This is a genomic window from Streptomyces sp. NPDC050161 (assembly GCF_044460025.1).
In the GTDB taxonomy this organism is placed as follows: domain Bacteria; phylum Actinomycetota; class Actinomycetes; order Streptomycetales; family Streptomycetaceae; genus Streptomyces.
The window spans coordinates 17,520-37,634 of sequence record NZ_JBITJM010000039.1 but is presented as its reverse complement, the minus strand read 5'-3'; the positions used below and the strand labels follow the sequence as shown (position 1 = coordinate 37,634).

General features: G+C 67.5%; 15 protein-coding genes and 1 pseudogene. 8 read left to right on the top strand and 8 right to left on the bottom strand.

Translation table 11 applies throughout. From position 1 onward, the window contains the following. Nucleotides 1-267 precede the first annotated feature (267 nt). Nucleotides 268-2,424, top strand: coding sequence for a hypothetical protein (locus ACIBK8_RS34720; protein WP_399046562.1), 2,157 nt, complete (start codon nucleotides 268-270; stop codon nucleotides 2,422-2,424). 237 nt (nucleotides 2,425-2,661) lie between these two features. Here ACIBK8_RS34720 and ACIBK8_RS34715 read toward each other — a convergent pair whose 3' ends face one another. The 3 genes from ACIBK8_RS34715 to ACIBK8_RS34705 all read right to left on the bottom strand — a co-directional run bounded on the left by ACIBK8_RS34715 (nucleotide 2,662) and on the right by ACIBK8_RS34705 (nucleotide 5,059). Next, entirely contained in the window at nucleotides 2,662-2,829 is a 168-nt protein-coding gene (locus ACIBK8_RS34715; protein ID WP_399046560.1) for a hypothetical protein, read from the bottom strand. Next, nucleotides 2,826-4,226, bottom strand: coding sequence for a replication initiator (locus ACIBK8_RS34710; RefSeq protein ID WP_399046559.1), 1,401 nt, complete (start codon nucleotides 4,224-4,226; stop codon nucleotides 2,826-2,828). The genes ACIBK8_RS34715 and ACIBK8_RS34710 overlap by 4 nt, the downstream gene beginning before the upstream one ends. Before the next feature lie 203 nt (nucleotides 4,227-4,429). Then, complete coding sequence (locus ACIBK8_RS34705) at nucleotides 4,430-5,059, bottom strand: hypothetical protein (RefSeq protein WP_399046558.1); 630 nt, start codon at nucleotides 5,057-5,059, stop codon at nucleotides 4,430-4,432. A gap of 408 nt (nucleotides 5,060-5,467) precedes the next feature. On the opposite strand from ACIBK8_RS34705, the gene ACIBK8_RS34700 reads away from it, so the two are divergent. Both ACIBK8_RS34700 and ACIBK8_RS34695 read left to right on the top strand, forming a co-directional pair. Continuing rightward, a complete protein-coding gene (locus ACIBK8_RS34700) occupies nucleotides 5,468-5,851 on the top strand; it encodes a hypothetical protein (protein ID WP_399046557.1) in 384 nt (127 codons plus the stop codon). Next, complete coding sequence (locus tag ACIBK8_RS34695) at nucleotides 5,851-7,299, top strand: caspase domain-containing protein (protein WP_399046556.1); 1,449 nt, start codon at nucleotides 5,851-5,853, stop codon at nucleotides 7,297-7,299. The genes ACIBK8_RS34700 and ACIBK8_RS34695 overlap by 1 nt, the downstream gene beginning before the upstream one ends. 166 nt (nucleotides 7,300-7,465) lie before the next feature. Here ACIBK8_RS34695 and ACIBK8_RS34690 read toward each other — a convergent pair whose 3' ends face one another. Then, the gene (locus ACIBK8_RS34690) at nucleotides 7,466-8,722 is read right to left on the bottom strand and encodes an RtcB family protein (protein ID WP_399046555.1); all 1,257 of its coding nucleotides are present in this window, start codon (nucleotides 8,720-8,722) and stop codon (nucleotides 7,466-7,468) included. Between the two features lie 160 nt (nucleotides 8,723-8,882). Between ACIBK8_RS34690 and ACIBK8_RS34685 the strand changes: the two genes are divergently transcribed. Both ACIBK8_RS34685 and ACIBK8_RS34680 read left to right on the top strand, forming a co-directional pair. Then, nucleotides 8,883-9,815 (top strand): hypothetical protein, encoded by a 933-nt coding sequence (locus ACIBK8_RS34685; RefSeq protein WP_399046553.1) that lies wholly within the window; start codon nucleotides 8,883-8,885, stop codon nucleotides 9,813-9,815. A gap of 201 nt (nucleotides 9,816-10,016) precedes the next feature. Next, nucleotides 10,017-10,913, top strand: a complete 897-nt coding sequence (locus ACIBK8_RS34680; RefSeq protein ID WP_399046551.1) for a DUF3558 family protein — start codon at nucleotides 10,017-10,019, stop codon at nucleotides 10,911-10,913. 118 nt (nucleotides 10,914-11,031) lie between these two features. Here ACIBK8_RS34680 and lysS read toward each other — a convergent pair whose 3' ends face one another. Then, a complete protein-coding gene (gene lysS / locus ACIBK8_RS34675) occupies nucleotides 11,032-12,771 on the bottom strand; it encodes a lysine--tRNA ligase (RefSeq protein ID WP_393683814.1) in 1,740 nt (579 codons plus the stop codon). 180 nt (nucleotides 12,772-12,951) lie between these two features. On the opposite strand from lysS, the gene argS reads away from it, so the two are divergent. Continuing rightward, the gene (gene argS, locus ACIBK8_RS34670) at nucleotides 12,952-14,727 is read left to right on the top strand and encodes an arginine--tRNA ligase (RefSeq protein ID WP_399046549.1); all 1,776 of its coding nucleotides are present in this window, start codon (nucleotides 12,952-12,954) and stop codon (nucleotides 14,725-14,727) included. Nucleotides 14,728-14,825: 98 nt separating this feature from the next. Here argS and ACIBK8_RS34665 read toward each other — a convergent pair whose 3' ends face one another. After that, the gene (locus ACIBK8_RS34665; RefSeq protein ID WP_399046547.1) at nucleotides 14,826-15,773 is read right to left on the bottom strand and encodes a LysR family transcriptional regulator; all 948 of its coding nucleotides are present in this window, start codon (nucleotides 15,771-15,773) and stop codon (nucleotides 14,826-14,828) included. Between the two features lie 87 nt (nucleotides 15,774-15,860). Here ACIBK8_RS34665 and ACIBK8_RS34660 point away from each other — a divergent pair, with 87 nt between their 5' ends. Continuing rightward, the gene (locus ACIBK8_RS34660; RefSeq protein WP_399046545.1) at nucleotides 15,861-17,036 is read left to right on the top strand and encodes a YeiH family protein; all 1,176 of its coding nucleotides are present in this window, start codon (nucleotides 15,861-15,863) and stop codon (nucleotides 17,034-17,036) included. Nucleotides 17,037-17,679: 643 nt separating this feature from the next. After that, a complete protein-coding gene (locus ACIBK8_RS34655) occupies nucleotides 17,680-18,432 on the top strand; it encodes a DUF4232 domain-containing protein (protein WP_399046543.1) in 753 nt (250 codons plus the stop codon). 58 nt (nucleotides 18,433-18,490) lie between these two features. Here the strand turns inward: ACIBK8_RS34655 and ACIBK8_RS34650 are convergent, their stop codons facing one another. Then, a complete protein-coding gene (locus ACIBK8_RS34650) occupies nucleotides 18,491-19,087 on the bottom strand; it encodes a hypothetical protein (protein ID WP_399046566.1) in 597 nt (198 codons plus the stop codon). A gap of 681 nt (nucleotides 19,088-19,768) precedes the next feature. After that, a pseudogene (locus tag ACIBK8_RS34645) lies at nucleotides 19,769-20,047 on the bottom strand (helix-turn-helix domain-containing protein); the annotation flags it as partial. Nucleotides 20,048-20,115 lie beyond the last annotated feature (68 nt).

Here is a 20,115-nt window from a genome sequence, read left to right as displayed (position 1 = left end):
TCCCACTCCGCATTCGTCAAATCCCCACGGCCCATACAGCCAGCCTGACCCCAACACCCCGTCCACGCCAGGAGATCCGAGAAACAGTGCCTAGTGGCGACCAACCTGAGAAAGAGGCAGAATCGCTTGTAACTGGCACTAGACCTAGGGGGAGCTTTGGCCAACGATCCGCGGAGCGGAAATAGGGTCGGTTCGGATCACGTGCCACCAGATGCAGATATTCGCAGAGGCGAGCTGAACTCATTCATTCGCTACCAGCTTGGGCGCATGAGCACATTGAATGAGCATCACAAATTTGAGGATGTTTGCCGAGCTCTCGTGCGCCAACGAATCACGCGGAACATTCTGGCGGCCACAGGTCCGGTGTCAGCTGGAGGTGACCAAGGTCGCGATTTCGAAACATTTCTGAGCTACAGCAAGGAAAACGTGCAGGATGCGGGAGTGTTCTTTGGCCTAGAGAACGATCAGGTGGTGGTATTTTGCTGCACCCTTCAGACCTCAAACGTTCGACGGAAGATACTGACGGATGTCTCCACCGTCTTACAGTCGACCTCCGCGCCTCCCGTAGATGCCATCTTTTACTTCGCAGAGGCGGATATAAGCGTAAGCCATAGGCACAAAATTGCTCGGGAAGTTTTAACGGAGCATGACATGAGGCTAGAGATTATCGATGGTAACTCTATAGCCGAAATGCTCTCCGAACCCGAGCTGCTCTGGATTGCGCGAGAGTACCTCAACGTCTCGACTGAGCTAGTGAATGGAATGCACGAATCAGGCCCTGTGGACCGGGTTCTGAGTACGGGCTCTGTGATCGTACGATCACCTTTTGATCTAGACCCTATCCGGGACCTCGGAGTTCATCCTTCAATGCAGTTGGATGAGTGGGTTGGCATAACCCCATATGTTCGGCGTTCTGTAGATGATGACCTGGATGCCTTGCTGGGCCAAGGAATCGGCTTTGTGGTCCTAGAGGGTAACTCGGCTTCCGGTAAGACGAGAACGGCATATGAGGCCCTCGCAAGAAGCGTAGAAGTAGGCGGAGAGCGCGCAATCGTAGTCGCTAAGGACGGCATATCCCTGCGAGCGCTAATTTCAGCCGGTTTCAGGCTGGAGAACACTGTCGTGTGGCTAGACGATCTCGAAAAGTTCGTCGGGGCTGATGGCTTGGACGAGGGCCTCATTCGCCTATTTAGCGGAAGTGGCGTTCTCTTTTTGGCGACACTTCGTTCTGCCGCAAAGGGGGCTATGGCATCGGCCACGGCGGGTACTCCGGGACGCTCTCTATCAACCATATCTAAAGCGGTCTTGGCGGGCGCTACTAGAATTCGCATAGACCGAACTCTAAACGATGAAGAGATCAGGTCGGTCGGACGGCAGAGGTCTGACCGTCGAATAAGCATGGCCCTCAATAAAGCTGGGCATGCCGGCTTCGCAGAGTTCCTTGCCGCCGGGCCAGCCACTCTTGAACGCTGGCGAGATGGACAGGATGGCGCCAATGAAGTGGGGGCAGCACTGATATCTGCTGCAATCGACTTTAGACGCGCCGGATATTTCTCGCCGATCCCCCAGGAGTGGATTGAGGCCGCTTTCAGTGCGTACTTGGATCCACGCACAGCGAAGAGAGTGGACCCTTTTCAATTGGGTGACGCTATTTCGTGGGCAACGGAACCCGTGCACGGCGCGAGTTCCTGTCTGGAAGTGGCAGGAGATCGGCTCTTTTCCCCATTTGACTATCTTGTGGACCATGCTCAGGATGAAGAAGCTGACCAGAATCGAGTAAGTTCAAATGATCCGTCCAGGATATTGAAGACGATACCTGACGTGATTTGGCATGAGATTCAAGATCGAATCACATTAGACGACCCCAGCTACATGAGCTGTGTGGCGACGTCATCTCTATCGTTTCATCCCGGACTAATGATGCGTTACGAAGTTCTTGTCGAGAAAGGCGTGATGGCGCCAGAGTCAATGCATGATCCGGGTGTTCTCTTGAATTTTGTCCGATCATGCGTTGAGGCCAGCTTGTGCATCCCCTGCCATGTCAGCATCCTTAAGCTGGAGATGAGGGCCGTACTCAAGGCGCTCCTGGATGAATTCGGCACGATCTCCAAAGATGCCCACACGCGCCCAACCGAATCTCAGATCGTAGCAGTTGACGGACTTTACAGTTTGGCGAATAACGAAGCAATCCTGACGAATAATAGTTCGCCAATCCATGAGGCCGCATCTCATTTCCCCCCCGATAAATGGGAAGAAGTGGGAAGGTTCTTCATGGAGATTGACGCCCCAACGGAAGGGCGCCTCTGGGTATTGTTTAGCGAGGCACAAAAAGGGTTGCCGGTTAGGTGGCCAGTCTCCCTTCGGAAGAATTACGGAATTGCAATTAGGCTGCCAGGGGCCCCAAAGGATACGGATGAGCCATAAGCGGCCAGGCCAGCGGAGCGGATTTGGGCTGGAGCTTCTTGGGGCGAGTTATCATGGCCCGTGAAGCCAATTGCGAGTCGGGCAGTCTGTGGACCTGCCCGTTAAAGCACGACGTCGGGCCGTGATCTTTTAGACTCGCCCCAAAGTGGCTGCCCTTAGAGTGTGCTCGTACCAGGAGATCCAGTTTCGCGTACTAGCGATGCCTACAAGCCGCGCAAGGTCCAAGAGGGCAGGCCCCTAGCCGAACCGCACGCCGAGAACGTGGCCGATGCTGCTCCACTTCTCGGCGCTCCACTCAGGGGAACGCTCCAGCCACTTGGAGACCCATTCCCTCTCTTCCGCAGTCAGGTCGTCGGCGGCCATCCCGGTAGCACTCGGGGTGGCCGCCGATTCGTTTGCGGTCACCGCGGTCGCCCCTCCCCCTCGTGCTTGAGCTGGAGCGCGGCCCCCCGTTGCCCTCGAACGGTCTCGGCGAGGAATTCTTCGCCGGGGCTGTAGCCGGTGGCGAGGTAGCGCCAGTCGGAGAGGACGAGGGTTTCGGTGGGGTCGTAGGTGGGGTGGCCGTTGCGGGTGCGGGCTTGTTCGGTGGCGTGGGCGCGGCGGGCGGTGCGGAGGGTGCCGAGGGTGGTGGAGTAGCGGCGGGATTTGGTGGAGAAGTGGCCGCGGTGGCCGAGCATGTGGGCCCACTTCCAGAGGTTGAGGTGGGCGAACTCGGGGCGTTGGCCGAGGTTCCAGCAGGTGTGGAGGAGTTGCCGGGTGTGCCGGGTGACGGGGAGGGAAGCGGGCGGTTCGGCGAGGCCGGTTCCGGTGCAGTCGGGGCATTCGGTCCGGTGGCCGGTGGGTGTGGTGGTGGCGCCGCGTCCTTGGCAGGGGGCGCAGTACAGGGGCCGGTCGATGGTGCCGGTCGCTTCGGCGCCCTTGGTGGCGTACTTGGCGACGTAGGCGGCGACTCCCCTATCGGTCAGGGGTGCGTCGGTGGTGGCGGGGGCTATCTCGCGTACGTCGATCTGGTCGCCCCATGTCAGTTCGCGGTCTCCGATGGTGTCGGAGGCGACGGTGAGGCGGACGCGGGCGGCGGCGGCCGGGATCGCTTCGGCGAGAAGGGCGGCGGTTGCCCAGGAAGGCGGGCGTTCGGTGTTGCCGTCGGGGCCGTCGAGGCGGATGACCGCGTGGAAGTGGACGATGCCGCGTTTTTGGTATTCGGCGACCTTGGCGAACGACAGGCGTAGGTGGTCGGCGAGGGAGCGTTGGGGCAGTCCGGCGCGGGCGGCGATCTCGCGGCGGAGGTAGGTGGTGAAGCGGGCCCACAGGGCGCCGGCATGGGCGTTGAAGAGCACGGCGCCGCAGTAGTCGTAGGTCAGCGGGTCGAGCGGGGTGCCCAGCGCCGGATCGTCGTGGGTGTGGCGGGTGCCGCAGCGGCACGGGCGGCGGGTGGGGCGGTTGTGGACGGGGCCGAAGCCGGGGGCTGTGAGGGTGGCGAACACGCGGGGGTGGGTGGCGACGGTTTCGGGGACGGTTTTGCCGCCGCAGAGTCCGGCGTGGATGAGGTGGTAGGTATCGGCGGCGTAGACGCGGGAGCAGGCCGGGCAGCGGGTGGCGCGCCGGTTGCCGCAGGGCAGCAGCAGGCGGCCGGTGGGTTCGTCGGCGGTGGTGAAGGCGTGGAGCACTTCTCCGGTGGTGGCGTGGTGTGTGGTGGTCTTGCCGACGAGGGCGATGGGGCGGGTGCAGCCGCCGAGGCGTTCGACCTGGGCGCGGGTGCGGTCGAAGTCGGGGTGGGCGGCGAGGTAGAGCAGGTCCCGCACGGCGGGCGAGGCGCTGTGGCGGGGGGGTGTGGTGGGTGTGCATGAGCGGGTTCTCGGGGGCGGGGCGGGTCGCCCCGAGCAGCCGTGGGCGTGCAGTGCTCGGGGCGACCGGCCGCGAGGGGGGTCAGGGCGGGGTGGAGTGGGCCGGCGCGGGCGGTGCGGGTCTCACCGGCGCGGCTCCCTGGTGGTGAACTTGCCGTGCATCAGGCGGCTTTGGTGAAGTCCGTGCCCTGTGGTGGCGTGGGCAGGAGCGTTGCCGGGTCGCGGGTCAGGTGGGCGGTTTCCCGCGCGATGCGTCCGGCGTCGGCGGCCGACAGGTAGGGGGTGCGGACGCGGAGGAAGCCGACCCGTTTGGGGGTGAGCATGGAGGCCACGCCGACGTATTCGGGGTCCTGGAGCAGGAGCGGGCTGGCGTCCGGCCAGTTGCGGATGTCCTCCCCCACCGCCGCATCCGTCGTGCGCTGGGCGAAGGAGAGGCTGACGGAGCAGACGTCCCGGATCGACGTGGGCAGCGCGTCGCCGGTGACCTTCTGGGTGGCGAGGATGACCAGGATGCCCGCGCTACGTCCCTGGCGTACCAGGTGTTCGACGAGCCGCACGTTCTCCGCTGCCAGCGCGGCCCGCTTCTTCGTCTGCGGGTCGCTGCCCTTTTGCTCGCGGAAGAAGGTGTACGCCTCGTCGATGACGAGCACCAGCCACGGCCAGGTGGCCGAGGGGCCGACCTGCCACATGTTCTGGGTGCCCAGCATGGCGCGGGAGTGCTCGGTGCGGCGGGCGTGCAGGTGCACCATCTCGTGGAAGAAGTGATTCGCCTCTTCCAGGTCACTGCCCACGAAGCGGAACAGGCGGTCGGCGAGGTCGGTGAGGGGGCACCTCTGCCCCTGGGGCCGATCGGTTCTCGCCCCAGCCGACCGGGTGGAGGCGCATCAAGACCAGCACCCATCCCTCCAACGCCATCGGCCGAAGGCACCAAGTCAGCTCGCGCCCCCGGCGTGGGTACATCCAACCCGCCACGAGCGAGCACATCCGATGGCCACCAGATAGGCAGGCTTGCGTGTCGGTGCAAACACGCCATAGCGATTCGCCGCGTCTCTCTGCGCCTGCGCCGTCGCCACGCAGCGATGCAATCCGCGCTCTTGCTATCCAGCAGCCGTCACTCGGCCACCACCACAAGCCCAGCTCACCAACTCCCGTTGTTTCTCTGGAATATGCTGACATCGCACGCAAGCGAGGGGGAGGGCATGGCCGCAGGCATTGAAGTGACGATCTACCCGTGGACCAGCAGATTCGCACTGGACGATGAGCCCTGGCTCGGCCAGGTCTCCGCCCTGCACACAGCATTGCGTGAAGAGGTGGGGCCAGTCATCCGGCGCGGCGCCCCCGGGCCGGGACAGAAGGGCACCCTCGACGCAACGATGCTCGCATTGGGTTCGTCCGGTGCACTGACTGCCGCCGTGGCATGCTTCCGGGCTTGGCTGGCCCGGGACAAGACCCGGACCCTGACCGTGACATGGACGGACAGCACAGGGGCGGAGAAACGCGTTCAGGTGACCGGCGACAATATCGATCAAGCGTCCTTCCAGGCGCTCGCCGAGACGCTTGGAAACCGGCCGGAGGAACGCTAATGGCAGAGGTCCGACGCTATCGGGGCCTGCTCATCGGAAATGCCACCTATCCTCGCGATCCACACTCACTACCTGCTCTAAACGGCCCTCTCGAAGACATCGCGCAGCTAAGACAGGTTCTAACGGAACCACGCATCGGGCTTTTCGCTGACTCCGACCTCGAAATCCTGCCCGACTACGGAATCCAGGACCTTCGGGAACGGGTTGACGACCTGTTCACCACTGCCACCCTCGGGGATGTCCTGCTGCTCTACTACAGCGGTCACGGCCAACTGGACGAACGCGGCAACCTCTACCTCTGCGCCAAAGACACCAGGACAAGCGGCTTGCGGTCCACGGCATTGAGCGCAATTGAGATCAACAACATCATCGACGGCTCGCCAGCGAATACGACCGTAATCATCCTGGATTGCTGCTATAGCGGTGCCTTCAAGGGGGGCAACTTTGCAGTCCCTATCGCAGGGAGAGGGCGCTATGTCCTAACCAGCAGCAGGTCCACACAAATGACCCAGGCAGCCATCCACCCTGGCCAGCCAAGCCCATTCACTAGCCAACTCATCCAAGCCTTACGCACCGCCCAACCAGATCAGGCTAACGGACATCTGACCTTGGCTGAGGTATATCGACAAGTGCACCAACGAATGACTACGGAGTCCACCATCTCCCCGCAACTGCGGTTCACGGGGGAAGGCAGCGTAGCCATCGCCCGCCGTCAAGCCTCACCCTCACCACCACGGAAGGCCGAACACAGCCCATCCACTGAAAAGTGGAAAGTCAAAGATGACATTTCCATCACTTCGACCGCGCAACGGAAGACCTTCGATTTCGAACAGTCACCCGAGCCCCAACTCCATGAAGGAGATATCAGCGAGAACCCTCAGGGTTGTACGGGGGGAACCGAGGGGGAATCCGAAAAGGAAAAACCAAGCAAACTCCACAGAGCTGTTCCCTGGATTGGCTCTGCGATAACCATTGCGTTCACGCTATGGTCCTGCCTACTCACGTGGCTTTCCTCGCAGTCGGAAGGCTGGCTAGATCGAGCATCAATGCTCACCCTAGGCCCTCTAGTTTTCATCACGATTACCGCATTAGACTCGCTCTATCGACTTAGCGGAATCGATCTCCCTTGGTATGCATACACAGCCACATCCGTATCTCTATCTATCGGACCAGCAGCCTTCGCCTTAACTCAGACGGGAAAGAGTAAAAACACTATAGAGACGATCCTTGTCGCAGCAATTCTAGTCGTACCCGTATACATTACACCGTACCTATTTCGCGCGGCAGTGATGGACATCCTGCTCCCTGAGCTTCACCCGGAAGTGAAACAAAAGTTGCAACTAGAGCGCGCAGAAGCTGCCGCCCTACACAGGAAGAAGGCTGAATCAATCCATCTAGCAGAGAGCATGCGGCGCTACCACAGACTGAAGGGCGATTCGAGGGGCTAAGGCATCGCCAAAAACGAGAAACCCGAACACTCTCATTCAGCCGCACCACGTGATGTAGTGACCTCCGCACCTCAGACCGGATACGAGCGCCCGGCCGATCCCGCTCGTGCGCACTCCGTGGCAAGACTCCGGGCCTCCTCGGACCCGCCCACGTAAAGCGGCCGTCTCACCCCTTCACGCAGACAATCTGCTTCAGCTTCGCGACCACCTGCACCAGATCCCGCTGCTGCTCGATGACCTGGCCGATCGGCTTGTACGCGCCCGGGATCTCGTCCACCACGCCGGAGTCCTTACGGCACTCCACGCCCGCCGTCTGCTGCTCCAGGTCCCGCGTCGAGAAGCGCTTCCTCGCGGCGTTCCGGCTCATCCTCCGGCCCGCACCATGCGACGCCGAATTGAAGGACTTCTCGTTGCCCAGACCCCGGACGATGTACGACTCCGTGCCCATCGAGCCGGGGATGATGCCCCACTCCCCGCCCCGGGCACTGATCGCGCCCTTACGGGTCACGAGCAGGTTCATCCCGTCGTACGTTTCCTCGCTGACATAGTTGTGATGGCAGCTGATCACACCAGGGCGGTACTCGACCGTCCTCATCTGACCTTGACTATCTTCCTGCTGGCAGCTGATCACCGGCTCGAACACCGGCCTGGCCTTCCTGAACTCCTTGCGGACGACGTCCTGGAAGAGCGCCATCATGACCGCGCGGTTGTGCTTGGCGTACTCCTGGGCCCAGAACAGGTCGTTGCGGTACGCCGCCATCTGCGGGGTGTCCGCGATGAAGACGGCGAGGTCGCGGTCGACGAGGCCCTGGTTGTGCGGCAGCTTCTGCGCCTGCCCGATGTGGAAGTCGGCGAGTTCCTTGCCGATGTTGCGGGAGCCGGAGTGCAGCATCAGCCAGACCGCGCCGGTGTCGTCGAGGCAGAACTCGATGAAGTGGTTGCCCGACCCGAGCGATCCCATCTGCTTCGTGGCCCGGTCCTGCCGGAACTTGACGGCTTCGGCGACGCCGTCGAACCGGGCCCAGAAGTCGTCCCAGCCGGAGGTCGGGTAGCCGTGCAGCGCGCTCGGCCTGACCGGGTCGTCGTGCATGGCGCGGCCGACCGGAATGGCCTCTTCGATCTTGGAGCGGAGGCGGGAGAGGTCGTCGGGCAGGTCGCCGGCGGTGAGCGAGGTCTTGACGGCGCTCATGCCGCAGCCGATGTCGACACCGACCGCCGCGGGGCAGACCGCGCCGTGCATCGCGATCACCGAGCCGACCGTGGCGCCCTTGCCGTAGTGCACGTCCGGCATCACGGCCAGGCCCTTGATCCACGGCAGCGTCGCGACGTTGCGCAGCTGCTGCATCGCCACGCCCTCGACCGTGGCGGGGTCCGCCCACATCCGGATCGGTACCTGCGCACCGGGCACTTCGGTGTACGACATAACTTCCCCATTCCCCCGAAAAGACATAAAACGCAAAACGCGGACAAGTCACCCGATGCTGGACGGTGAACCGGCGTGTGCGGCACGACGTGCGGTACACATTGTGTCCATCGCCCGCCACCCGGCGGCAACCAGTTTTCGCAGGAAGGAGCCACGGACGATGCAGCGCAAATCGTTCGTACCCGGTGCCGCTCTGGTGGCAGCCGCGGCCCTGGCCGTCGGCATCACCGGCTGTTCCGGTGGCTCCACGACAGGCGGCGGCTCCGACGACGCGAAGGGCGGCGCGGCGGCCTCCACCCAGGTCGCCGAACCCGGCAAGTACCAGACCCTTCCCGAGGCGTGCCGGCTGCCCGCCCGCAGCACCGTGCGCGGCATGCTGCCCGGCGACGGCCAGCACCTGTCGGCCCAGGAGGCCGAGAAGATCTACGCCGGCCAGGCCGACGTCACGTACAACACGGACCGCCGCGTCGGCTGCCACTGGAAGCGCGAGACCACGGCGGGTACCCGGCACCTCACGCTCGACATCCAGCGGGTGGTCTCCTACGACGCCACCGTCAGCGACGACGACCGGGCGCAGGAGATCTACACCAAGAAGGAGCTGGCCGCCGGCATCCCGGCCGACGGCGACACCCCGTCGGCGGCACCGTCCGCGTCCGAGAGCGCGTCGAAGGACGGCGACAAGGAGAAGGACGGCAAGGAGAAGGGCAAGGGCAAGGCGGCGGACAAGGGCGCAGGCAAGGACGTCGACGCGAACGCCGCCCGGCAGGACGGCAAGGCCGCGACGGACGGCACGAGCAGCCCGTCGGCGTCGAAATCCGCGAACCCGTCGGCCGCGGGCCGGACACCCGGACCGTCGACGGCCTCGCGCACCCTCGACGACCTCGGCGACACCGCCTTCCTCGACGACGCGCTGGCCACGGCGGACTCCGGAGTGCACCGCGACATCACTGTGGTGTTCCGCACGTCGAACGTCATCGTGACGCTCACCTACGACCAGTGGTCGACGGACAAGACGCGGGTGCCCGAAAGCCAGGAACTGCAGGACAAGGCCCATGCGCTGGCGACCGAGCTGGCCGACACCCTCAGCGAATAACGCCCGCTTTCGCGTCGAATGCGGCAATTGACCGTCTGGTGTGGATGGTCTGGTTCACCCCGTCCGTCATGACGCGTATCGGGCGCGCGCCGTGTGCCGCCGCGTAGCGTGCCGTCTAGCCTTGCCGCCGCATACCCGGGGACGGATTCCATGATCCGGACCCTGTGTGCCGGAACAACGACGACGAACAGCGAAGGAACCATGCACCGTTCATCCAAGCGACTCGCCAGCATCATCGCCTGCGCAGCCGTACCGGTGATGCTCGTCGCCGGCTGCTCCGACTCCGGCTCGAAGGACGCATCCGACGCCTCGAAGTCGGCCGCGCCGAGCACGTCGGGCTCGGGCACGAGCTCGCCGAGCATCTCGCCGGCCAAGTACAAGACGCTGCCCGACCCGTGCAAGGCGTTCTCGCAGGACACCATGAAGGACCTGCTGCCCAAGGTGAAGGACGCGTCCGGCGAGAAGGGCAAGTCGACGGACACCGACGCCAGCGGCTCCTGCTCCTGGTACAGCTCGAAGTCCGAGGGCGTCGACGGCAGCCAGTTCCGCTGGCTGGACGTCAGCTTCAAGCGCTACGACTCCGAGGCCTCCGTGGGCGCCACCGGTGAGAAGCGCGCCACCGGCTTCTACACCAAGCAGATCGACCTGGCGAAGGGCACCAAGGACGCCAAGAACGTCAAGACCGCCGCGGTCGACGGCGTCGGCGACGAGGCGACCTCGGTCACCTACGACATCAAGAACAAGGGCAACGACTACAAGAACCAGACGATCGTCGCCCGTACCGCGAACATCGTCGTCACGGTGAACTACAACGGCGCGGGTCTGGCGGGCGGCGACACCCCCAAGCGCGACGACCTCCTCAAGGACGCCCAGAAGGCCGCCGGGGAAGCCGTCAAGGCGGCGGCCACCGCCAACGGCGACAAGGCCGAGACCCCGAAGGCCGACGCCGGCAAGAGCACCGCGCCCAAGGACGACAAGAGCGACGCCAAGGGCGACGACAAGGGCAAGGACGCCAAGGACGACACGTCCAAGGACAGCAAGTCCGGTGACGACAAGTCCGGCGACGACAAGGGCAAGGACGGCAAGAGCGACAGCTGACGGAGGCACCGCGCCTCCTCGCTGTGGCGGAACGGGTTCGGCCCCGGGGACGGGATCCCCGGGGCCGAACCCGTTGTCACGGCGCGCTCACCACCCGCCGGGCGTGGCGCCGTACCGCTCAGCCGCCGAGCAGCCTGCGCACCCGCTCGGCGCCGACCGCCAGCAGCAGGGTGGGCAGCCGCGGCCCGGTGTCCTTGCCGACCAGCAGGTTGTAGAGCAGCGCGAAGAACGCCCGCTGGGCGACCTTCAGCTCCGGCGTCGGCTTGGCGTCCGGTGCCAGGCCCGCCTGGATCTTCGGGACGCCGTAGACCAGGGTGGTCAGGCCGTCCAGGGACCAGTGCTCGTCCAGGCCGTCGAGCAGCAGCCGCAGCGAGCCGCGCGCCTGCTCGTCGAGGGAGCCGAGGAGTTCCTTGTCCGGCTCGTCGCGGACGATGGTGCGCGCTTCGGCCGGGACCTGGGTGGTGATCCAGTACTCGGCCTTGTCGAGCCGCGGGCGGGTCTCGTCGAGCGCGGTGACCGGCTGCTCCGGGTCCAGCTCGCCCAGGATGCGCAGCGTCTGCTCGTCGTGGCCCGCGGTGATGTCCATGACGGAGGCGAGCGTGCGGTACGGCAACGGGCGCGGGGTGGTGGGCAGTTCGCCCGCGGCGGTGCCGATGGCGCGGCGGTGGGCGGCGACGTCGGCGGGCTGCGCCGAGCCATCCGCGATCTTCCGCTCCAGGGCGTCCCACTCGTCGTAGAGCCGCTGGATCTCCTGGTCGAAGGCGATCTTGAAGGACTGGTTGGGCCGGCGGCGGGCGTACAGCCAGCGCAGCAGCGGCGCCTCCATGATCTTCAGGGCGTCGCCCGGGGTGGGCACCCCGCCCTTGGACGAGGACATCTTGGCCATGCCGCTGATGCCGACGAAGGCGTACATCGGGCCGATCGGCTGCGCGCCGTCGAAGACCTCGCGGACGATCTGGCCGCCGACGACGAAGGACGAGCCGGGCGAGGAGTGGTCCACGCCGCTGGGCTCGAAGAGCACGCCCTCGTAGGCCCAGCGCATCGGCCAGTCGACCTTCCAGACGAGCTTGCCGTGGTCGAACCCGCTCAGCAGGACGGTCTCGGAGTGGCCGCAGGCGGTGCAGTCGTAGGCCAGCTCGGTGGTCTCGTCGTCGTACGAGGTGACGGTGGTGAGGTCCTTCTCGCAGACCGTGCAGTACGGCTTGTACGGGAAGTAGCCGGAGCCGCCCGCGCTGCCGTCGTCCTCGCTCGCCGCGCCTGAGCCCTCGGCGGCCTCCAGCTCGGCGGCCTCGACCGGCTTCTGCTGCTTCTTGCCGGCGTTCGGCTTGTCCTTGGTGCGGTAGCGGTCCAGCACGGCGTCGATGTCGGCGCGGTGCTTCATCGCGTGCAGCACCTGCTCGCGGTAGGCGCCCGAGGTGTACTGCTCGGTCTGGCTGATGCCGCGGTACTCGACACCCAGCTCGCGCAGCGACTCCTCCATGGCGGCCTTGTAGTGCTCGGCCCAGCTGCCGTACGGGCTGCCGGGCGGGGCCGGCACGGAGGTCAGCGGCTTGCCGATGTGCTCGGCCCAGGACGGGTCGATGCCGGCCGGGACCTTGCGGTACCGGTCGTAGTCGTCCCAGCTCAGGATGTGCTCGCAGGCGTAGCCGCGGCGGCGGATCTCGTCGGCGACGAGGTGCGGGGTCATGACCTCGCGGAGGTTGCCGAGGTGGATCGGGCCGGACGGGCTCAGACCCGAGGCGCAGACGATCACCGGCGCGTCGGCGCCGGATTTGCCGGGGGCGCGGCGCTCCGCCTCGGCAATGACCTCGTCCGCGAACCTGGAGACCCAGTCGGTCTCGGTGCTCTGCTGAGCCACGATCGGCCCTTCCTCTACCTGATGCTTCCCGAATGCTTTCCGGTCGGCTCGCCCTACGCCGTGCGGTCGTACGGCAGGCAGCAGCCCGACGGTGCCATTGTCCCAGACGGAAATCGGCTGGCGCCGCCGTGGGATACTCGTTGGCAAACCCTTTCCACTCCAACGGAACGGCCTGACTTCATGACCCCGGTCACTTCCCTCGCAGCTTCGGTCAACCAGCGCGTCGCGGACGCCCTCTCGGCAGCCCTGCCGGAGGCCGGCGCCGCGGACCCGTTGCTGCGACGAAGCGACCGGGCCGACTTCCAGGCCAACGGCATGCTGGCGCTGGCGAAGAAGCTCAAGGGCAACCCGCGGGAGCTGGCGGGCCAGGTCGTGGCGGGCATCGCCACCGGTGAGGGCGCCGTGATCAAGGAGATCGAGGTCTCCGGACCCGGCTTCCTCAACATCACCGTCTCGGACGAGGCGATCATCTCGACGCTGGCCGCCCGCGCCGCCGACGACCGTCTGGGTGTGCCGTACGCGGAGCGTCCCGGTACGACCGTCATCGACTACGCGCAGCCGAACGTCGCCAAGGAGATGCACGTCGGTCACCTGCGGTCCGCGGTGATCGGCGCGGCGATGGTGGAGATCCTGGAGTTCACCGGTGAAAAGGTGATCAGGCGCCACCACATCGGCGACTGGGGCACCCAGTTCGGCATGCTCATCCAGTTCCTCACCGAGCACCCGCACGAGCTGGACCACGAGGACGGCGAGGTCTCCGGCGAGGAGGCCATGTCCCGTCTCGGGCGCCTCTACAAGGCGTCGCGTGCCCTGTTCGACGCGGACCCGGAGTTCAAGGAGCGGGCCAGGGCCCGGGTCGTCGACCTCCAGGCGGGCGACGAGGAGACGCTGGCCCATTGGCAGCGGTTCGTCGACGAGTCGAAGATCTACTTCTACTCGGTCTTCAACAAGCTCGACATGGACATCGAGGACCAGGACGTCGTCGGTGAGTCCGGCTACAACGCCATGCTGGAGGAGACCTGCCGCATCCTGGAGGAGACCGGTGTCGCGGTCCGCTCCGACGGTGCGCTGTGCGTCTTCTTCGACGACGTCAAGGGCCCGGACGGCAATCCGGTGCCGCTGATCGTCAAGAAGTCCAACGGCGGCTACGGCTACGCCGCGACCGACCTGTCCGCGATCCGCGACCGCGTCCAGAACCTCGGCGCCGAGACCCTGCTCTACGTCGTCGACGTCCGGCAGTCGCTGCACTTCAAGATGGTCTTCGAGACCGCACGCCGGGCCGGCTGGCTGAACGAGAAGACCGAAGCGGTCCAGTTGGCGTTCGGCACGGTCCTGGGCAAGGACGGCAAGCCGTTCAAGACCCGTGAGGGCGAGACGGTGCGGCTGGTGGACCTCCTCGACGAGGCGATCGAGCGGGCGACGGCGGTCGTGCGCGAGAAGAACAACGACAAGGTCGCCCTCACCGACGAGGAGATCGCCGCCAACGGCGTCCAGATCGGCATCGGCGCGGTCAAGTACGCGGACCTCTCCACGTCCGCGGGCCGCGACTACAAGTTCGACCTGGACCAGATGGTCTCGCTGAACGGCGACACCTCCGTGTACATCCAGTACGCGTACGCCCGTATCCGCTCGATCCTGCGGCTGCGGGGCGAGGCGGAGCCCGTCGCGCACCCGGAGCTGGCACTGGCCCCGGCCGAGCGGGCGCTGGGCCTGCACCTCGACCAGTTCGGCGAGATGCTGGCCGAGGCCGCCGCCGGGTACGAGCCGCACAAGGTGGCCGCGTACCTCTACCACCTCGCGTCCCTCTACACGACCTTCTACGACCAGTGCCCGGTCCTGAAGGCCGAGGGCGGCGCCGACCAGGTCGCCAACCGCCTCTTCCTCTGCGACCTCACGGCACGCACCCTGCACCAGGGCCTGGCGCTGCTCGGAATCCGTACGCCCGAGCGGCTCTGACCAAGGGTTTTTCGTGAAGTCCTGCCCGGCGCGCGGCGCTTGGCGGGACTTCACGCTTTTCTGCGCGCCTTCTGGAGGGCGTGCCTGCGGGCGTGCCCTCAGCGGCCGGCTGCCGGGCGCGCGTCGCCGCCGGCCGCTCCCGCGCCGCTCCAGCTCGACTGCACGGCGCACGCGGTGAGTTCGGCCGCCGGGCCCGCCAGGTGGGTGCCGGACCGCCAGATCGCCCGCAGCCTGCGGCGCAGATCGACGTCGTCAACCGCCACCTCGCGCAACCGGGCGCCCCGGATGTCGTCGCTGATGGCGAACCTGCTGAGCACCCCCACGCCCTGGCCGGTCAGGACGGCGGCCTTGATCGCCCCCGTGGAGCCGAGTTCGAGACGCGGGGTGGCGGTCCGGTGGGCACCGGCCCGCACCAGGGCGTGATCGAGCGTGTCGCGGGTGCCCGAACCCTTCTCCCTGACGATCAGCGGCGCGTCGGCCAGCTCCGTCACGCTCAGCGGACGGCGCCGGCGGGCCCAGGGGTGGCCGGGCGCCACGACGATGACGAGATCATCGACCGCGACCACCCGCGCGTGCAGGCCACGGGTGGTGCGCGGCCCTTCGATGAACCCGAGGTCGGCGTCGCCGTGCAGGACGTCCAGGGCCACCTGTTCGGAGTTGCACATCCGCAGCGCGACCCCGGTGTCAGGTGAGCGCAGCCGCAGGTCGGCCAGCCAGCGGGGCAGCAGGTACTCGGCGACCGTCAGGCTCGCGGAGACCCGCAGCTGACTGTCGTGGCTGCGGCGCAGCGCGGCCACCCCCGCCTCCAACTGGTCGGAGGCGTTGAGGACTTCGCGCGCCCAGTCGGCGACCGCCACTCCCTCCGGTGTGAGGCGGGAGCCACGCGGGGACCGTTCCACCAGGGAGAGCCCCAGATGGCGTTCGAGCCGCTGGAGCCGGTCGGTCACCGACGGCTGCTGGACGTCCAGGGACCGCGCGGCGGCACCGATGCTGCCGTGCTCGGCCACCGCGAGCAGCATCTCCAGCGACCGCAGATCCGTCCTCATAGGCATGTCCTTCCCATAGAGGGAGTCTATGGGTGCATAGGGCGTTGACGGCTACCGCGCGCGGACGGCCGCTTCGACGATCGAGGTATGAAGCCCACCGACGGGACCGCCCGCCCAGTAGAGCCGCCGATCACCTCCCCCCGCACGGATGACGCCGGTCCCGGTACCGATGCCGCCACGGCCGATCTCCCCGGGGGCGGCAGCCCCGGAGGCGAAGGGGACGCGGGTGCCGGCGCGGGCGGCCCCGGGACCGCCGCCCGTGCCGACGGGACGGACCGACCGGGGTTCCTCGCGGAGCACGGCCCGGGGCTCGCCGTCGTCGTGGTCGGCGTCGCCGTGTCCTACCTGCTGAACCAGTTCGTGCCCGCGATCAGCGCCCTGACCATCGCGGTGCTGCTGGGCGCGGTGGCCCGCAACCTCGGCCTGCTCAGCGACCGCGTGCTGCCGGGCGCCAAGCTCGCCACCAAGAAACTGCTGCGCATCGGCGTGGTCTTCCTCGGCCTCCAGCTCGCCCTCTCCCAGGTCCTGCAGCTCGACCCCGGCGTGCTGCTGGTGGTCGTTCTCACGGTGGCGTGCACCTTCGCCGGCACCATGTGGCTCGGCCGGAAGCTGGGCACCCGGCCGGGCACCACCCTGCTGGTCTCCACCGGCTTCTCCATCTGCGGCGCTTCGGCCGCCGCCGCGATGGACGCGGTCAGCGACAGCGAGGAGGAGGACCTGGCCACCGGCGTCGCGCTGGTGACGATCTTCGGCAGCCTCGCGATCCTCCTGCTGCCGCTGCTGCAGCACCCGCTGGGCCTGTCGGACACCTCGTTCGGCATCTGGGCGGGCGCCAGCGTCCACGAGGTCGCGCAGGTGGTCGCCACCGCGTCGGTCGCAGGACCGGCCGCGCTCGCCGTCGCGACCGTCGTCAAGCTGACCCGCGTGGTGCTGCTCGCCCCGCTGATCGCGGGCTACGGCATCGTGCGCCGGCGCCGGGGCGCGGTGGACGGCAGCGGCAAGCGTCCTCCGCTGGTCCCGCTGTTCGTGCTCGGCTTCATCGCCATGGTCGGCGTGCGCAGCTCGGGAGTGCTGCCCGCTTCCGTGCTCGACGCGGCCCAGACACTGACCACGCTGCTGCTGGCGGGCGCGCTCTTCGGGCTCGGCACGTCCGTCCACCTCATGTCGCTGGTACGCACCGGCGGCCGGGCGGTCGTGCTGGGCGCCGCCTCGACGGTCCTGGCCGCCGCGGTGTCGTTCGCGGGGATCGCGCTGTTCGCCTGATCGTTGACCTGATTCGTTTGACCTGATCCAGAGAGAGCCACGGGCGACGGCCGCGGGAGGGGTGCGCGGGCGAGGGCCGTGGGGGGAACGGGCCGAGGGCCTGCACCGGAGGAATCCGGTGCAGGCCCTCGCTCGTGCGTTCCCCCGCCTTCCGTACGTCCTCCCGGGCCTACCCGCACACGCGTACCCCTCCCCCGCTTCCCCTCCCCGGTCCGTTCGCGCTCTCCCCGGCCGTTCCTGAACGGTCGATGGGACGGTGCCGCGTCCCGGCCCGGCGTTCCAGGCAGGGGGCATTCCAGCAGGTCAGACGGGGTGCGAGCGTTCCAGCGTCCCAATTGCCCGGCCGGCTGTGGCGGGCGGGACGAGCCGCGCAGCAAGCTCGTTCCTGCAACCACCGACCGGCCTCGTCCGGTCCCGACCGACCGCTACGAAACGGGAGCCACCGTGCGACGGATCCCCTTCCGACTCCGCCGCGACGTGCTCCCGGACGCACTGGCCCTGACCGCACTCGCCCTCTCGATCACGACGATCTTCCTGCTCCTCGTCGGCCACGGCTGACGCACGAGCCCGTCACACCGCCGCTCGCACCGCCGGTGCCCACCGCACCGACCGACCGCACCTGAACGAAATGAGACCAGCCGTCATGCGCATCACCCGCAGCGCCACCCGCGTCCTCGCCTCCGCCGCCGTGCTCACCGCCGCCCTCTCCCTGACCGCGTGCCAGAACGACACCAAGGACACCGGCAGCCAGGCCCCGGTCGCCTCCACCCAGACGTCGGCCGACGGCCGGAACGGCGCAGCGAACGCCGGCGAGAAGGACAGCGGGAAGGGCTCCGACACCCACTCCCAGGACAGCCACGCCTCGAACGCCTCCGCCTCGGGCGCATCGGGCACCTCCGGCGGCGAGGCCACCGTCAAGAGCAGCCCGCGGCAGCACAGCTCCAAGGACGGGGCGGACGGCCTCCCGGCCATCACCCCCTGCACCGGAGCCAACGTCAAGGTGACCGTCGCCAAGGTCTCCCGCCCCGTCAACCACCTGCTGCTCACCGCCACCAACACGGGATCCAAGCCGTGCGACGCGCTCTACGCGCCGTACCTCCGCTGGGACGAGGGCCAGTCCGCGACCACCATCCTGAAGGAGAGCCAGCCGCAGGCCGTGACGACGCTGAAGCCCGGGGAGTCGGCCTACGCGGGCATCATGACCGAGTCGGCGGACGGCAGCGGCAACAGCGGCTACACCGCCCACAAGCTCGGCGTCCTCTTCGCCGACAAGTCGGGCGAGGGCTCGACCGGCCCCGCCGCGAACCTCACCCTGCCCAAGGGCGGCATACACACCGACAGCTCGGCGTGGGTCACCTACTGGCAGACCTCGGCCGCGGACGCCCTGACCTGGTGACCCGCCCCAGGAGTGGCGGCGCCCCTCGATCACCCTCAGGGCGCCGCCACTCCGGGTCTCACTGCTTGGGCGCGGCGATCCACTTGCTGCCGCCCAACGGGTAGTCGTACTGAGGCCGCCCGGCCTGGCTGCTGGTGCGGAACGGCCGGCCGTTGTCATCGATCCGCAGGGTGCCGTGCTCCTCCCCGCTGGACCACTCCAGTTCCAGATACCAGCGCACGTCGCGGCTCTCGGCCCGCGCGGTGACGGTCAGGACCTCGGGGTCCTTCTCGCTCACCTTGTACGGGAAGTCGACCTGACCGCCCTCAGGTTCCACGTCCGGCCGGGGCGCGTCCAGAGCGACTCCGAACGTCCTCGGGGTGATGCCCCCACCGCACCCGACCCCCATGCTGTACGACGTCCACGCGGGCGGCGCCGCCTTGCCCACCACCCGCACCCGCAGCGCGTGCAGCACGACCGTGCGCCCGCCCGTGCCCTGCACCGACAACTGCACCAACTGGCTGCCCGCCGAGACGGCTCCCGTGGCATCGACCCAGCCGCGGGCGTCCTGTTCGGCAGGCGGAGGCCGCATCTCGGAGGGCTCGCGGTCGACGAGATAGTGCTGACTGCACGGCCCCTCCCAGGCGTACGGCCGGACGTCGACGCTCAGCGGCAACCCAGCAGGATCCGCCGCCCCGGCACCGGAGTCCGCACCCTCGCCTGATTTCTTCCCGCCCGCCGCCGTACCCGCCGGGGACGGCGAAGCGCTTCCCGTACGGGTCGCCTCGGGAGACGGCTCAACTGACCGCCCGGAGCGGCCACTTCCAGCGGGGCCCCGGTCCGGCGCCTTGCCCGTCGCAGCCGCGGCCCCCCGCCCGTCCGCGCCCCCGCGTCCCTCGTCCCCCGTCACCAACCCCACGGCCAGCGCCGCGGATCCCACCACCGCGGCCACCACGACCGCAGCCACCAAAGCCGTACGCCGCCCCCGGCCGCCCCGCGCCCTTCCCCCATGACCGTCGGCACCGTCACCACCACCGGCACCGGCCCCGCGACCACCACCGGCCGCCTCCGCATCAGACACCTCAGCAACCTCGACCGCCTCAGCACCCGAGCCGCTCCCCGAACGCCCGCCGGAGTCACCGAGGTCCGCAGAACCACCGGGCCCGCTAGGACCACCAGGCCCACCAGCCCCGGTATCCCCGGAACCCCCAGCCGCGCCCGCCCCCGTACTCTCATCCGCCCCCGCACTCTCCCCCACACGCCCCCGCTCACGCTCCCGAGCCCGTGCCCGCTCCCGCTCGCGGTCCCGTCTGCGTGCCTCGTCCGCCAGGATCCACTGGCGGTGCAGCTCGACCAGCTCGTCCGGCTTCGCCTTGCACAGCCGGGCCAGTCGTTCCACGGGCGCGTAATCCGCAGGCACCGCTTCGCCGTTGCAGTAGCGGTGCAGCGTCGACGTACTCATGTGCAGCCGCTTCGCGAGCGTGCCGTAGCTGTGCCCGGACCGGTCCTTCAACTCCCGCAGCAGCGCCGCGAATCCGTCCGCATCCCCAGCCGCACCCGCACCGGCACCGGCCGCACCCCCACCGGCCACGCCCGCACCCACCGCGCCGTCCCCCGCCACGTCCTTCCCCGCCATGCCCTTCCCACCTGTCCTCTCCAGCACGTTGCACCGGCTCAAGAGCCGCCCCTGCCCCCAGGATCTCA

Excerpts from the sequence above, each read along its gene's own strand:
- ACIBK8_RS34720 (WP_399046562.1), top strand. The coding sequence starts at position 268 with ATGAGCACATTGAATGAGCATCACAAATTTGAGGATGTTTGCCGAGCT.
- ACIBK8_RS34700 (WP_399046557.1), top strand. The coding sequence starts at position 5,468 with ATGGCCGCAGGCATTGAAGTGACGATCTACCCGTGGACCAGCAGATTC.
- ACIBK8_RS34695 (WP_399046556.1), top strand. The coding sequence starts at position 5,851 with ATGGCAGAGGTCCGACGCTATCGGGGCCTGCTCATCGGAAATGCCACC.
- ACIBK8_RS34690 (WP_399046555.1), bottom strand. The coding sequence starts at position 8,722 with ATGTCGTACACCGAAGTGCCCGGTGCGCAGGTACCGATCCGGATGTGG.
- ACIBK8_RS34685 (WP_399046553.1), top strand. The coding sequence starts at position 8,883 with ATGCAGCGCAAATCGTTCGTACCCGGTGCCGCTCTGGTGGCAGCCGCG.
- ACIBK8_RS34680 (WP_399046551.1), top strand. The coding sequence starts at position 10,017 with ATGCACCGTTCATCCAAGCGACTCGCCAGCATCATCGCCTGCGCAGCC.
- argS (WP_399046549.1), top strand. The coding sequence starts at position 12,952 with ATGACCCCGGTCACTTCCCTCGCAGCTTCGGTCAACCAGCGCGTCGCG.
- ACIBK8_RS34665 (WP_399046547.1), bottom strand. The coding sequence starts at position 15,773 with ATGAGGACGGATCTGCGGTCGCTGGAGATGCTGCTCGCGGTGGCCGAG.
- ACIBK8_RS34660 (WP_399046545.1), top strand. The coding sequence starts at position 15,861 with ATGAAGCCCACCGACGGGACCGCCCGCCCAGTAGAGCCGCCGATCACC.
- ACIBK8_RS34655 (WP_399046543.1), top strand. The coding sequence starts at position 17,680 with ATGCGCATCACCCGCAGCGCCACCCGCGTCCTCGCCTCCGCCGCCGTG.